A 13,125-nucleotide genomic window follows, 5' to 3' on the forward strand; every position below is an offset into this window, starting at 1 on the left:
CGTTTACCATGCACGGCATGGCACGCAATGAGCTCCGCCCCGTCGTCAAGCTCCGGTCCACCGCCGGCACCGGATTCACCTACGTCACCCGCAAGAGCCGGCGCAACGACCCCGACCGCCTCGCCCTGCGCAAGTTCGACCCGGTCGCCGGCCGGCACGTCGACTTCCGAGAGGAGCGCTGACCCGCACAAGCGGTGCCGCCCGGACGCCTGACCTCTGCTGAAGCCCTGTCAGGCGGACGCTTACCCACCGGTAGCACGCTCTGTCGCGTAGTCGCTACGCCACCCCTTGTGCACGTGCATCTGCTCATGCATCCGCATATGAACACAGCTATGATCCGAGGAAGTTGACACCTGCACCAAGCAACTCGGGGAGCTACCAGTGCATCATGCGCATCACGCGTACAACGGCATGGCGGCCACGGAGCTGCGAGGAGTCGTGTGGCAGAAGAGCCGGCACAGCAACTCCCAGGGGTCCTGTGTCGAGTTCGCGAAGCTGCCCGGGGGTGAGGTCGCCGTGCGGAACTCGCGCCACCCCGACGGGCCGGCGCTCGTCTACACGCCCGCCGAGATCGAGGCCCTGCTGCTGGGCGTCAAGGACGGCGAGTTCGACCACCTGGTGTGACACCCGATGAGACGCGAGAAGGGCCCCGACGGTTTCCGTCGGGGCCCTTCCCCTTGTCTTTTCGTCTTGCCCGTCGCGCTATTCCGGTCCGATCCGGAACAGCGCCCACACCACCTTGCCCTGGAGCGTGCCGGCGAGCGGGTGCCATCCCCAGCTGTCGCTGAACGAGTCCACCAGGAACAGACCCCGCCCCGACTCGGCGGCGAAGTCCTCCTCGCCGCCGCGCGCCTCCGGGCTCTCGCGGCTGGGGTCGCGCACGGCGCACACCAGGCGCGAGGCCCAGCGCATCAGATGCAGCCGGACCGGTGGGTTCTGGCCTTCTTCCTGGGGCGCGTCGGACGGCACCGCGTGACGCAGCGCGTTGGTGACGAGCTCGGAGACGACCAGGGCCACGTCGTCGAAGCGCTCCGACAGTTCCCAGCGGTCGAGCGTGGCGCTGGTGAACTTGCGGGCCCCGCGCACGGCTTCGTACTTGGCGGGCAGGGCGCAGGAGGCGGAGGTGGAGACGGCGCCGGGATCGATCGGCGGAAGGCCCTGCCGTAACGGCTCGAGCACGGTCGATCCATTCGTCCCCATGCGAGGCACTCCCGGGAATCGCGACTGTGGTGCGACAACACGACAACACGAACGAGTACGCGTCTGCGCGGGCTCCATGGTTCCGAATGCGCCCACTGGATGCAAGGGCAGATGCACGTGCACGCGCCGGACCTGTCCGCCCACGTGCCGAATCTGTGCATAAGTCGTCCACACGATGAGGGGAACTTTCCCGGATCCGCACGCACTGTGCCCGTGGTGTGCGCCCCTATGCCCGGAAGTCGTCCCCTTTCCGTAATCGAATGTGTACGCGCTGAAGCGTTTGATGGCAGAATCCGGGGCTCGACGGGGGCTCGACACCGTATAGGGGAGGCGAAGAGCCGTGACCGCAGGCGAATCGAGCGGAGCGAGCGGGAGCGTGGTGCGGCGCATCCTGCTGGGCTCCCAGCTGAGGCGGCTGCGCGAGTCGCGCGGGATCACCCGCGAGGCGGCCGGGTATTCGATCCGCGCGTCCGAATCCAAGATCAGTCGTATGGAGTTGGGCCGGGTGAGCTTCAAGGCCAGGGACGTCGAGGATCTGCTCACCCTCTACGGCGTCGGGGACGAGGCCGAGCGCGGTGCGCTCCTCGGTCTCGCCCGCGAGGCCAACGTCGCCGGCTGGTGGCACAGCTTCGGGGACGTCCTCCCCGGCTGGTTCCAGACGTACATCGGCCTGGAGGGCGCCGCCTCCCTCATCCGCGTCTACGAAGTGCAGTTCGTCCACGGCCTGTTGCAGACCGAGGCCTACGCCCAGGCCGTCGTCACCCGGGGCATGCCCGACGCCCCGCGCGCCGAGATCGACCGCCGGGTCGCCCTGCGCCTGGAGCGCCAGAAGGTCCTCGTCTCCGAACGCGCCCCGCAGTTCCACGCCGTCCTCGACGAGGCGGCGCTGCGTCGCCCCTACGGCGACCGGTCCGTCATGCGGGGGCAGTTGCGGCACCTCATCGAGATCTCCGAGCATCCCGGCGTCACGCTCCAGATCATGCCCTTCAGCTTCGGAGGTCATGCCGGCGAGAGCGGCGCCTTCACGATGCTGAGCTTCCCCGAGTCCGACCTCTCCGACATCGTCTACCTCGAACAGCTCACCAGCGCCCTCTACCTCGACAAGCGCGAGGAGGTCGCCCAGTACCAGCGCGTGATGGAGAAGCTCCAGCAGGACGGGCCGGATCCGGCCGAAAGTCGTGACCTTCTCCGAGGCCTCCTTCAACTCTCCTGATACATCAGTACGATGACGCCACATCAGTCGCACTGCAGGTAGCGGGTAGAGGGGTCTCCACCATGTCGCACTTCACCGACCTGGCCCACCAGTACATCGACGGCGAGTGGAAGCCCGGCAGCGGTTCGTGGGACATCATCGACTTCAACCCGTACACCGGCGAGAAGCTCGCCTCGATCACCGTCGCCACCGCCGGTGAGGTCGACCGCGCCTACCGGGCCGCCGAGCGTGCCCAGACCGCGTGGGCGGAGACCAACCCCTACACGCGCCGGCTCGTCTTCGAGCGCGCCCTCCGGATCGTCGAGGACCGCGAGGAGGAGATCGCCGAGACGATCGTCGCCGAGCTCGGCGGCACCCGCCTCAAGGCGGCCTTCGAGCTGCACCTCGCCAAGGAGTTCCTGCGCGAGGCGGTCCAGCTGGCGCTGCGCCCCGAGGGGCGCATCCTGCCCTCGCCGGTGGACGGCAAGGAGAACCGCGTCTACCGCGTCCCCGTCGGCGTCGTGGGCGTCATCTCCCCCTTCAACTTCCCCTTCCTCCTCTCCCTCAAGTCGGTCGCGCCCGCGCTCGCGCTCGGCAACGCCGTCGTCCTCAAGCCGCACCAGAACACCCCGATCTGCGGCGGCACGCTGGTCGCGAAGGTCCTGGAGGAGGCCGGTCTGCCGGCCGGTCTGCTGAACGTCGTCGTCACCGACATCGCCGAGATCGGCGACGCGCTCCTGACCCACCCGGTCCCGAAGGTCATCTCCTTCACCGGTTCCGACAAGGTCGGCCGGCACGTCGCCACGGTCTGCGCGCAGAACTTCAAGCACGCCGTCCTCGAACTGGGCGGCAACAGCGCCCTGATCGTCCTCGACGACGCCGACGTCGACTACGCGGTGGACGCGGCCGTCTTCAGCCGCTTCGTGCACCAGGGTCAGGTCTGCATGGCCGCCAACCGCATCCTCGTCGACCGCACCCTGGAGGAGGAGTTCACCGAGAAGTTCGTGGCGAAGGTGAAGACCCTGCGCGTCGGCGACCCGGCCGACCCCGCCACCCACATCGGTCCGCTCATCAACTCCCAGCAGGCGGAGTCCGTCTCGGCGATCGTCGACCAGACGGTCGCGGCGGGCGCGACGGCGCTGCTGCACGGCACGGTCGACGGCAACCTCGTCTCCCCGTCCGTCCTCACCGGGATCGCCGCCGACTCCCCGGTCCTGAGCCAGGAGATCTTCGGCCCGGTCGCGCTGATCGTCCCCTTCGACGGCGAGGCGGAGGCCGTACGGATCGCCAACGACACCCCGTACGGGCTCAGCGGCGCCGTCCACACCGGGGACGTCGAGCGGGGCGTGCGGGTCGCCAAGCGCATCCACACCGGCATGATCCACATCAACGACGGCACCGTGCACGACGAGCCGATCGTGCCCTTCGGCGGCGAGAAGCACTCGGGCGTGGGGCGGCTCAACGGCGAGGCGATGGTGGAGTCCTTCACCACCCAGAAGTGGATCTCGATCCAGCACGGCCGCAGCCGCTTCCCGTTCTGATCCGCTTCGGTTTCTGCTTGAGGACCGGAACTGTCCGCAAGGGTCCGTAGCGTGGGGGTTGTCGAAGAAGCCGCACCCACGAAAGGCGGAGATCATGGTTGCCCTTGTTCCCACGGAGGCCCACGGCGACGAGCGCGGCGCGTTCCTGAACTTCATCGAGGCCCAGCGCGCCGCGGTCCGCCGCTCGCTCCTCGGGCTCACCGAGGAGCAGGCGGCGAGCCGCCCCAGCGCCAGTGAGCTCAGCCTCTCCGGGCTGGCCAAGCACGTCGCGGAGGTGGAGCTCGGCTGGCTGCGGCTGGCCCAGGAGCAGCCGAACGAGCGGCAGCGCACGGAGGAGACCTGGGGCGAGGCCTTCCGGCTCGTGGACGGGGAGACGATCCCTGACGTCCTCGCGTTCTGGGACGATGTGGTGAAGGAGACCGAGGTCTTCGTCCGCTCGGTGCCGAGCCTGGACGACACCTTCCCGCTGCCGCCCGCGCCCTGGTTCCCGGAGGACGGGCGGGTGTCGGTCCGCTGGATGCTGCTGCACCTGGTGCAGGAGATGGGGCGGCACGCCGGCCACGCGGACGTGATCCGCGAGTCCCTGGACGGGAAGGGTTCCTTCGAGCTGATCGCGGAGGAGAAGGCCCTCGTTTAGTCAAGGTTGACTAACATCGAGGCATGTCAGCGATCCGACTTCTCGTCCTGGGCGCGGTCAAGCAGCACGGCCGCGCCCACGGCTACCAGGTGCGCAACGACCTGGAGTACTGGGGCGCGCACGAGTGGTCCCACGCCAAGCCCGGCTCGATCTACCACGCGCTGAAGCAGATGGCGAAGCAGGGACTGCTGCACGCGCACGAGGTCGCGCCGAGCGCCGTGGGCGGGCCGCCGCGCGTCGAGTACGAGCTGACGGAGAGCGGCACGGAGGAGTACTTCGCGCTGCTGCGCGAGGCGCTGACCACGTACGACCAGAAGGTGGACGTCCTGTCGGCGGCCATCGGCTTCATGGTGGACCTGCCGCGCGAGGAGGCCGCAGAGCTGCTGCGCCGACGGGTGCGGGCGCTCGACGAGTGGCGGGTCGCGGTCACGGAGTACTACACGCCGGAGGGTGGCCCGGAGCAGCTCGGCCACATCGGCGAGATCATGCACATGTGGGTCCACTCGGCGGACGCCGGCAAGGCGTGGACGCTCGGTCTGATCGAGCGCATCGAGGGCGGGGCGTATGTGTTCTCGGGCGAGGGCGACCCCTTCGTGGGGGTGCTCGCGGAGGGCGAGGAGAACCCGTACGCGAGCTGATCCGCGTACTAATCAAGTTTGATTAACGCTCCGGAAGGGCATACCGTGCTCCGTCGTCGCGTTCTAGTCAAACTTGACTACGCAGTCTCGGGAGGAATTCGGATGACTTCGGAAGCGGTCCTCGTGGAGGGCGCACGGAAGCGGTACGGGGAGAAGCACGCCCTGGACGGGCTCGACCTCGCCGTCGGGCGGGGCACCGTCCACGGCCTGCTCGGCCCCAACGGCGCGGGCAAGACCACGACGGTACGGATCCTGGCCACCCTGCTCCGGCACGACGAGGGCCTCGTGCGGGTCGCGGGCCACGACGTGCGGACGGGGGCCCGGGAGGTACGGCGGCGGATCGGGCTGCTCGGCCAGCACGCGGCCCTCGACGAGGAGCTGGGCGGCCGGCAGAACCTGGAGATGTTCGGCAGGCTCCACCACCTCGGCGCCCGGCGCGCCGGCGCACGCGCCGACGAGCTCCTGGAGCGCTTCGGCCTCGCCGGCACCGGACGCAAGCCCGTCCGGCAGTACAGCGGTGGCATGCGCCGCCGGCTCGACCTCGCCGCCTCGCTGATCACCGCGCCCGAGGTGCTCTTCCTCGACGAACCGACCACCGGACTCGATCCACGCGGGCGCATGGAGGTCTGGGACTCGGTCCGCTCGCTCGTCGGCGGAGGCACCACCGTCCTGCTCACCACGCAGTACCTGGAGGAGGCCGACCGGCTCGCCGACCGGATCTCGGTCGTGGACCGGGGGAGGGTCGTCGCGGACGGCACGCCCGACCAGCTCAAGGCGCGCGTGGGGGCCGACCGCATCGACGTGGTCGTCCGCGACGCGGCGCGGCTCGACGAGGCGGCCGGGCTGCTGCCGGTCGACCGCGCGGAGGTGGGCGTCGACGCCGACCGGCGGCGGCTCAGCGCTCCGGCGGAGGACCGGATGGCCACGCTCGCCGAGACCGTCCGGGCGCTCGGGGCGGCCGGGATCGAGGCGGAGGACATCGCCCTGCGGCGGCCGACGCTGGACGAGGTGTTCCTGCGCCTGACGGCGCACGCGAAGGAGGTGGCGGCATGAGCGCCGCGTACGTGGTGAGCGACTGCTGGACCATGACCCGGCGCGAACTCGCGCACTGGGCGCGCCGGCCGGTGCAGGTACTCGTCGGGCTCGTCTTCCCGGTGATGATGCTGCTCATGTTCGGCTATCTGGTCGGCGGCGGGCGGACCGTCGACGGCGACTACGTCGACTACCTGGTGCCCGGAATGCTCACCCTGACGATGGTCTTCGGCCTCGAAGGCACGATGACGGCGGTGACGCGGGACCTGGACAAGGGCGTGATCGACCGGTTCCGGTCGATGCCGATGACCGACGGGGCGGTGCTCGTGGGGCGGGCCGCCGCCGACATGCTCCAGTCGGCGGTGGGGCTCCTCGTGATGGTCGGCGTGGGGTACGCGATCGGCTGGCGGGCGGAGCGGGGCCTCGGCGCCGCCCTCGGGGCGCTGGCGCTGCTGCTCCTGCTGCGCTTCGCGATGCTGTGGATCGGGATCTTCCTGGCCCTCGTCGCGGGGCGGGCGGAGCTGGTGCAGGCGGTGCAGATCCTGGTCTGGCCGGTCGGCTTCCTCTCCAACGCGTTCGCCTCGCCGGACTCGATGCCGGGCTGGCTCGGCACGTTCGTGGAGTGGAACCCGATGTCGGCGACGGCGACGGCGGTGCGCGATCTCTTCGGCGGTCCGGGCGGGGAGCCGGGGCACGTGACGGCGGCGGTGGTGTGGCCGCTGGTGCTGCTGGCGGCCTTCTTCCCGCTGGCGGTACGGAAGTTCGGGCGGCTCGGGAAATAGCGGCGCGGAGGTGGGAACCCGGGGGCGGCGAGCGGTGTATTGAAAGCAGCGGTTCACCGCGGACCGCCCGAGGGCAAGGGGGATCAGGCGATGCGGAGGCTCGCGGGAGCGGCCGGCGCCGTCGTGGCGCTGATGTGGGCGGTACTGAGCGGGTGTACGGGACCGGGGGCGGGCGCCGGTCCGGACCGGGGCGGTGGGGGTGCGGGGCCGGACCGGAGCGGTTCGCGTGCGGGTTCCGCCGGACCGGGGGTCTTCGGGGCGGCGCCCCGGGTGCCGTCCGCGCCGGGGCTGCCCGGCTGGGTGGCCGGTCTGGGCTTCGCGCGGGACGGCAGCGGATTCGCGCTGCTCGCCGCGTGCGTGAGCGAACCGTCCGCGCCGGAGAGCGGCTTCTGCCGGCAGCACGTCGCGGTGCGGGACGCCGGGGCGGAGGAGTGGGTGCTGCGGCGTTCCCCGCTGCCCGAGACACCGGCGACGGAGGGCGTCTCCGCGAACCTGCTGGTGCTCGGCCCCGGCCGGGCGCTGATCGAGGACGGCGCCGTGGGGCCGGGCGGACGGACCTGGTTCACCCGGGACGGCGGCCGGACCTGGCGGGCGGGCGACCGGCGCACGGTGGGGACGGTCCCCGGGATACCCGAGGGGGCGGTGCTCGGCACGGACTGCGCCGCCCCGGCGGGGGCCCTGCCCGACGCGTGCGCGCGGGAGCGGCTCGTGGTGGTCTCACCGGAGGACGGGCGACGCCGGGCGCTGGCCCGGTCGCCGCTGCTCGGGGCGCACCCCCGGCCGGCGGAGCAGCCGGAGCCCGACGGGTCCTGGTGGGTCTCGGGCACGGACCCGCTCTCCGGCCGGCCGGCGCTCGCCGTGTCCAGGGAAGGGGGCCGCGGCTGGACGGTGGGGCTGCTGCCGAGCACCGCGGCCGGCCCCGGGCGGTACACGGCGGTGGCGGTGGGCCCGGACGCGGTGTACGCGGCGGAGATGGGGGAGTTGACGGGCGGCGCCCCCGTGAAGAACGGGATGCGGGCGCTGCACCGTTCGGTGGACGGGGGCCGGAGCTGGCGCCGGATGTGGACCACGGGGCCGGTGGCGGAGCCGCGCACGCTGATGGGGCTGCCGGTGCCGGGACCCGGGGGCCGGGTGGAGATCGCCGGGGAGCTGTCGGGGTACGGAAGCGCGGACGGGGGCCGCACGTTCGTGGACCGGAAGGACGGCACGCACCATGTCCGCCGCACCCCGCTGGGGCTGCTGCGCGAGGGGTCCCGCTGTCGGTACGCGCTGACGGCGGACGGGGTGCGGTGGTCGGAGTTCCGGCTGGCGTGCGGGGAGGAGGAGGAGTCCCAGGCCGTGTCCGGGGGCCTGTGAGGAACGCCGAGCCGGGCGGGACTCTCCGGGCACCCCCTGGGCGCCGGGCCGGGAGTCAGCGCAGGGAGTGGCCCTCGTGGTCGAGTTCGAGCATGGGGCGGCCGGTGACGATCAGCCAGGCCGGGAGGGAGGCGAGGCAGAGCACGGCGAGTATCGCGGGGGAGGAGGCGAGGGCGGCGCCGGTGAAGAGGCTGATCCAGCCCTGCCGGGTGGTGGCGAGCAGGATGCCGAGGACGGCGGCGGAGACGGCGACGGCCGGGTGGACCTCGGGGACGAGGGCCTGGGCGGACAGGCCGAAGGCGGTGCCGATGAAGACGGCGGGGAAGATCCGGCCTCCCGGGAAGCCGCAGGAGGAGGCGACGAGCAGGGCGAGGACCTTGACCAGGGCCAGCTTCATCAGTTCGCCCGAGGACCAGCTGCCGACGGAGGCGGTGAGCTCCTTGGTCTCGGTCAGCCCCTTGAAGAGGGTCAGCTGCCCGCCGAGCACGCCCAGCAGGCCGAGGGCGAGGCCGCCGACCGGGAGCATCACCAGGGGGTGCTTCAGCCGCCGGAAGGCCGTGTGGACGTAGGGGAAGAGGTAGCCGGCGACGAGGCCGAGGACGGCCGCGAGGGAGGCGATCACCATCGCCGCGAGGAGGTCGCCGTAGCCGGGGTCGGTCAGTGGCGGGAGGCCGACGTCGAAGCTGGGCTCGGAGATGAGCTGGGTGGTCAGCGCTCCCGTGCCGGCGGCGACCAGCGGGGCGAAGAGCCGGTCCCAGAGGGAGCCGGGGCCCGGCTGGTGGGTGAGGGCCTCGGAGAGCACGAGGGCGGCGGCCACCGGCGTGCCGAAGAGGGCGCCGATGGTGGCGGCGGAGGCGAGCGCGATCCAGGCCGCCCCCGGCACGGCGGGCGCGGCCTTGCGGCCGAGCCAGTAGAAGAGGGCGATGTTGGAGGCGATGATCGGGAACTCGGGGCCGAGGCTGACGCCGCCGGCCAGCACGAAGAAGGTCGCGAGCAGCAGGCTCGGCACCACGCCCGGGGGCTGGGCCGGCCCGCCCAGCCCGCCCTCGGCGGGGTCCGGTCCGGCGTGTCCGGGGGTCTTCCACACGATGAGGCCCACGACGATGCCCGTCGTCGTGAGCACGGTGATGATCCAGAGCGAGGAGTAGTCGCCGATGCCGAGCGCGTCCGGCAGGTCGTTCCAGAGGACGTGCTCGAACTCCTCGGCGAGGGTGCTGACGCCGAGGAACAGCAGGCTCGCCCCGACACCGACGATGAGGGCGGGAAGGATCAGCGGGAGCAGGGCGCGGGCGGACGCCTCCGGGGGAGGCGGAGCATGATCGGTGGCCACCGCCCCACCATAGGGGAGCAAAAGCGACATAACACCCCGAGCGGGGCAGTGGCGCGGCCGCGGGGCCCCGGGGGCAACGCGCCTGCCGGGGCTTGCACCTCACGTCGCGTCAGGACCCAGGCCGGACGGCGTACCGACAGAGAAGGGGCGGAGGGCCGATGGGCTGCTCCGTGGGACGGGTGGCCGGCTTCGCCGGGGTCACGCTGCGCACCCTGCACCACTACGACGCGATCGGCCTGCTCTCGCCGGTCGGCCGCAGCACGGCGGGGCGCCGCCGTTACGACGAGCCTCAGGTGCGCGGCTCGATCACCACCGCCGTGCCGTACGCGCACACCTCCGTGCCGACGTCCGCCGCTTCCGTCACGTCGAAGCGGAACATCAGCACGGCGTTCGCGCCGCGTGCCTTCGCCTGCTCCACCAGGCGTTCCATCGCCTGGTTCCGGGTCTCCACGAGGGTCTTCGTCAGGCCCTTCAGCTCACCGCCGATCATCGACTTCAGACCCGCGCCGATCTGGCTGCCCAGGTGGCGGGAGCGGACGGTGAGCCCGAAGACCTCACCGATCACCTGCCTGACCTGGTAGCCCGGCACGTCGTTCGTCGTCACGACCAGCACCTCGGGGTGCGGCCCCTGGCCGCCTCCGTACTCGTCGATGCCCATCGGCATGCACCTCCTGACCCCCAAGCCTCGGGCCGGAGGGCCGCGCGCGCATCCCGTGGGAGCCGGGTGGAACCGGGCGCCTCCGGCCCGCGTTGATAGCTTGGGGCCAGCCGTCCCCAAGCCCCACCGACCGCAGGAGCCCGGAACCCGTGAACACGCTTGCCCTCGGACCGAGCTGGCTGGACCCGGACTATCTGATCGGGACCTTTGGTCTGATCGGTGTCCTGGTCATCGTCTTCGCCGAGTCCGGCCTTCTCATCGGGTTCTTCCTGCCCGGAGACTCGCTGCTCTTCACCACGGGCCTGCTGGTCACCACCGGCAAGCTGGACACCCCGCTCTGGCTCGTGTGCACCCTGGTGGTGGCCGCCGCCGTCATCGGCGACCAGGTCGGCTATCTCTTCGGCCGCAAGGTCGGACCGGCCCTCTTCAAGCGCCCCGACTCCAAGCTCTTCAAGCAGGAGAACGTCGAGAAGGCGCACGAGTTCTTCGAGAAGCACGGCCCGAAGTCCCTGATCCTGGCCCGCTTCGTCCCGATCGTCCGGACGTTCACACCGATCATCGCCGGCGTCAGCAAGATGAACTACCGCTCGTTCATCACGTTCAACGTCATCGGCGGCCTGCTGTGGGGCGCGGGCGTGACCCTGCTCGGCGCCTCCCTCGGCAAGGTCGAGTTCGTCCACAAGCACATCGAGATGATCCTCGTCGGGATCGTCCTGATCTCCGTGATCCCGGTCGTGATCGAGCTCCTCCGGGCCCGCTCCCAGTCCAGGAAGAACCCGCCGCACAGCGACCACGACGCCCCCGGCACCCCGAACCCCCAGGCCCCCCGCGGCCGCCACGCCAAGCGGTAGGACCCGACGCCGGGGCCGTCCTGCCGGATCGGGCCGGGACCGTGGCGGGGGGAAGCCCGCGGGCCCGGACCGCGGCGGGGAAGCCCGCAGGCCGGGACATCGGCGGGGAAGCCCGCAGGCCGGGCCCGCGGCGTGGAACCTCCTAGAAACCGCGGGTGCGCTTCGCCGCGCGCCGCGCCGCCGCCGCGCCCGGGGCCTGCATGAAGAGGCGGGCCAGCTCGCTCCCCAGGTTCACGCCGATGGCGATCGCCAGGGCGAGCGCCGCCGCCTTCGCGAGCGAGGCGAAGCCCTGGTCCAGGTTGTGCTGGGCGATCGCCAGCACCCCGAAATACGTCGCCGAACCGGGCAGCAGCGGCCCGATCGCCGCCGTCACGTACGGCAGCGACGAGGTGTGGTGATAGCGGGCGATCAGCTGCCCGAAGAGGCCGACCAGACCGGCCGCCACCGCCGTCGCCATCACCGCCGAGCCGTCGGCGGTGACCGCGATCGACGCGTAGATCACCCAGGCCACCCCGCCGTTCAGCGTCGCGAACAGCACCGTCGACCGCGACTGCTGCAACAGGATCGCGAAGGTCGCGCACAGCACCATCGACGCCAGGGTCTGCGTCACCGGACGCTCCACCGCCCGCAGCGCCCCCTCCGGGTTCAGCTGCGCGTCGAACTGCACCGCGATGTAGAGCACCGACAGCACGCCCACCACGATCGCGACGAAGAAGTACGCGACCTCCAGGAGCCGGGCCGAGGCCGTGATGTAGAAGCCGGTCAGACCGTCCTGGACGGCCGCGACGAGCGCCCGCCCCGGGATCAGCGCGAACAGGCCACCGGTGATCACCGCGGACGGACGCAGGTCCGCGTGCAGCAGCGTCAGGAGCACCCCCATCGCCGCCGGCGGCATCGCGGCCACCAGGAACTGGTAGAACTCCGGCATCCCGCGCCCCGCGAACAGCCACGCCAGCCGGTCGCCGAGGACCGCGCCGAGCGCCGCCACGAAGAAGACCGTCGGGCCGCCGCCGAGGAGCACCGAGGCCGCACCGGCCAGGACGCCCGCCGCCGCCGTCAGCACCCAGCCCGGGTACGGGTGCCGGTTGCGCCGGATCTCCGCGAGCCGCCGGTACGCCTCCTCGGGCGTCACCTCGTGCGCCTGCGCGTTGATGTCCGCGAGCAGCTGGTAGACGGCCGCGAGTCGGGTGTAGTCGGTGCCCCGGCGGCGTACCGTCCGATTGGCCGTGATCGGGTCGTCCACCAGCGAGGGCTGGTAGGTGACCGCCAGCAGGGTGAACGTGACCGTCGGCTCGACCCGGTCCAGGCCGTACGACCGGCAGATCGCGAACATCGCCGCCTCGACGTCCTCCGCGCCCTCACCGCCCGCGAGCAGCAGCTCGCCGATGCGCAGGGTCAGGTCGAGCACGCGCGGCACCGAGGGCCCCGCCTCGTCCTCCTTGCGCGGCGCCTCCGGCACCGGCCGCTCGCCCACCGGCAGCCGCAGCATGGTCCGCATCCGGTCCTGCCACGGCGCGTCCTGCGAGAGCCGCACCAGCGGAATGCCGTACGCCGGGGTGAACGCGGGCGGCGAGTCCTTGGCCGAGTACGTGGCGGGCGGCGCGAACGCCGAGCCCTCCGGCTCCTGCGGCGGCTCCGGCGTCAGACCCGGCGGGAGGGAGAACTCGGAGGTCGGGTGCTCCTCCTCGGGCGGCGCGGGCTGCTCCACCCCCGCCGGCGGGACGAACGCGCTCCGCGCCTCGTCCGACTGCGGTTTCCGGTCCTCAGGAGCACCGTCCTCCGGCTCCGCCACCACGCTCTCCGCCTCATCCCCGGGGAATCCTGGATTCCAGTATGAAGGTGTGACGGACGCGCGAAAGGCGGTGCACCCCAAGAGGTGCACCGCCTTCACACGGCCCGAAGGACACG

Annotated in this window: 14 protein-coding genes and 1 pseudogene; 11 read left to right on the top strand and 4 right to left on the bottom strand. The window is 71.8% G+C overall.

The window, feature by feature from the left end; genetic code table 11:
* Positions 1-17: 17 nt before the first annotated feature.
* Positions 18-182 carry a 50S ribosomal protein L33 gene (gene rpmG / locus ABTY59_RS10090; protein ID WP_352018416.1) on the top strand — a complete coding sequence of 55 codons (165 nt, stop codon included), beginning with the start codon at positions 18-20 and terminating at the stop codon, positions 180-182.
* A gap of 229 nt (positions 183-411) precedes the next feature.
* Entirely contained in the window at positions 412-624 is a 213-nt protein-coding gene (locus ABTY59_RS10095; RefSeq protein WP_352018518.1) for a DUF397 domain-containing protein, read from the top strand.
* Positions 625-702: 78 nt separating this feature from the next.
* Here ABTY59_RS10095 and ABTY59_RS10100 read toward each other — a convergent pair whose 3' ends face one another.
* Positions 703-1,200: an ATP-binding protein gene (locus ABTY59_RS10100; RefSeq protein ID WP_352018417.1), complete on the bottom strand. Its 498-nt coding sequence runs from the start codon at positions 1,198-1,200 to the stop codon at positions 703-705.
* Positions 1,201-1,540: 340 nt separating this feature from the next.
* Between ABTY59_RS10100 and ABTY59_RS10105 the strand changes: the two genes are divergently transcribed.
* The 7 genes from ABTY59_RS10105 to ABTY59_RS10135 all read left to right on the top strand — a co-directional run bounded on the left by ABTY59_RS10105 (position 1,541) and on the right by ABTY59_RS10135 (position 8,378).
* A complete protein-coding gene (locus tag ABTY59_RS10105) occupies positions 1,541-2,413 on the top strand; it encodes a Sco1979 family transcriptional regulator (protein WP_352018418.1) in 873 nt (290 codons plus the stop codon).
* A 62-nt stretch (positions 2,414-2,475) separates the two neighbouring features.
* Positions 2,476-3,933 carry an aldehyde dehydrogenase family protein gene (locus tag ABTY59_RS10110; RefSeq protein WP_352018419.1) on the top strand — a complete coding sequence of 486 codons (1,458 nt, stop codon included), beginning with the start codon at positions 2,476-2,478 and terminating at the stop codon, positions 3,931-3,933.
* Between the two features lie 94 nt (positions 3,934-4,027).
* The gene (locus ABTY59_RS10115) at positions 4,028-4,570 is read left to right on the top strand and encodes a DinB family protein (RefSeq protein ID WP_352018420.1); all 543 of its coding nucleotides are present in this window, start codon (positions 4,028-4,030) and stop codon (positions 4,568-4,570) included.
* 23 nt (positions 4,571-4,593) lie between these two features.
* Positions 4,594-5,208 carry a PadR family transcriptional regulator gene (locus ABTY59_RS10120; protein WP_352018421.1) on the top strand — a complete coding sequence of 205 codons (615 nt, stop codon included), beginning with the start codon at positions 4,594-4,596 and terminating at the stop codon, positions 5,206-5,208.
* 102 nt (positions 5,209-5,310) lie between these two features.
* Positions 5,311-6,261 carry an ATP-binding cassette domain-containing protein gene (locus ABTY59_RS10125; protein ID WP_352018422.1) on the top strand — a complete coding sequence of 317 codons (951 nt, stop codon included), beginning with the start codon at positions 5,311-5,313 and terminating at the stop codon, positions 6,259-6,261.
* The gene (locus tag ABTY59_RS10130; protein ID WP_352018423.1) at positions 6,258-7,022 is read left to right on the top strand and encodes an ABC transporter permease; all 765 of its coding nucleotides are present in this window, start codon (positions 6,258-6,260) and stop codon (positions 7,020-7,022) included. Before ABTY59_RS10125 ends, ABTY59_RS10130 begins: the two co-directional genes overlap by 4 nt.
* A gap of 90 nt (positions 7,023-7,112) precedes the next feature.
* On the top strand, positions 7,113-8,378 hold the full coding sequence (locus ABTY59_RS10135) for an exo-alpha-sialidase (protein WP_352018424.1): 1,266 nt from the start codon (positions 7,113-7,115) through the stop codon (positions 8,376-8,378).
* A gap of 55 nt (positions 8,379-8,433) precedes the next feature.
* Here the strand turns inward: ABTY59_RS10135 and ABTY59_RS10140 are convergent, their stop codons facing one another.
* Positions 8,434-9,708: an ion channel protein gene (locus tag ABTY59_RS10140; RefSeq protein ID WP_352018425.1), complete on the bottom strand. Its 1,275-nt coding sequence runs from the start codon at positions 9,706-9,708 to the stop codon at positions 8,434-8,436.
* 92 nt (positions 9,709-9,800) lie between these two features.
* Here ABTY59_RS10140 and ABTY59_RS10145 point away from each other — a divergent pair.
* Positions 9,801-9,995 (top strand): annotated as a pseudogene (locus ABTY59_RS10145) (MerR family DNA-binding transcriptional regulator); the annotation flags it as partial.
* Between the two features lie 2 nt (positions 9,996-9,997).
* Here the strand turns inward: ABTY59_RS10145 and ABTY59_RS10150 are convergent.
* On the bottom strand, positions 9,998-10,366 hold the full coding sequence (locus ABTY59_RS10150; protein ID WP_352018519.1) for a YbjQ family protein: 369 nt from the start codon (positions 10,364-10,366) through the stop codon (positions 9,998-10,000).
* Positions 10,367-10,515: 149 nt separating this feature from the next.
* Between ABTY59_RS10150 and ABTY59_RS10155 the strand changes: the two genes are divergently transcribed.
* On the top strand, positions 10,516-11,217 hold the full coding sequence (locus ABTY59_RS10155; RefSeq protein WP_352018426.1) for a DedA family protein: 702 nt from the start codon (positions 10,516-10,518) through the stop codon (positions 11,215-11,217).
* A 142-nt stretch (positions 11,218-11,359) separates the two neighbouring features.
* Here the strand turns inward: ABTY59_RS10155 and ABTY59_RS10160 are convergent, their stop codons facing one another.
* Positions 11,360-13,012: a threonine/serine exporter family protein gene (locus tag ABTY59_RS10160; protein ID WP_352018427.1), complete on the bottom strand. Its 1,653-nt coding sequence runs from the start codon at positions 13,010-13,012 to the stop codon at positions 11,360-11,362.
* Positions 13,013-13,125: the final 113 nt, after the last annotated feature.

The sequence above is a fragment of the Streptomyces sp. NPDC096079 genome (genome assembly GCF_040303145.1).
Lineage (GTDB): Bacteria > Actinomycetota > Actinomycetes > Streptomycetales > Streptomycetaceae > Streptomyces.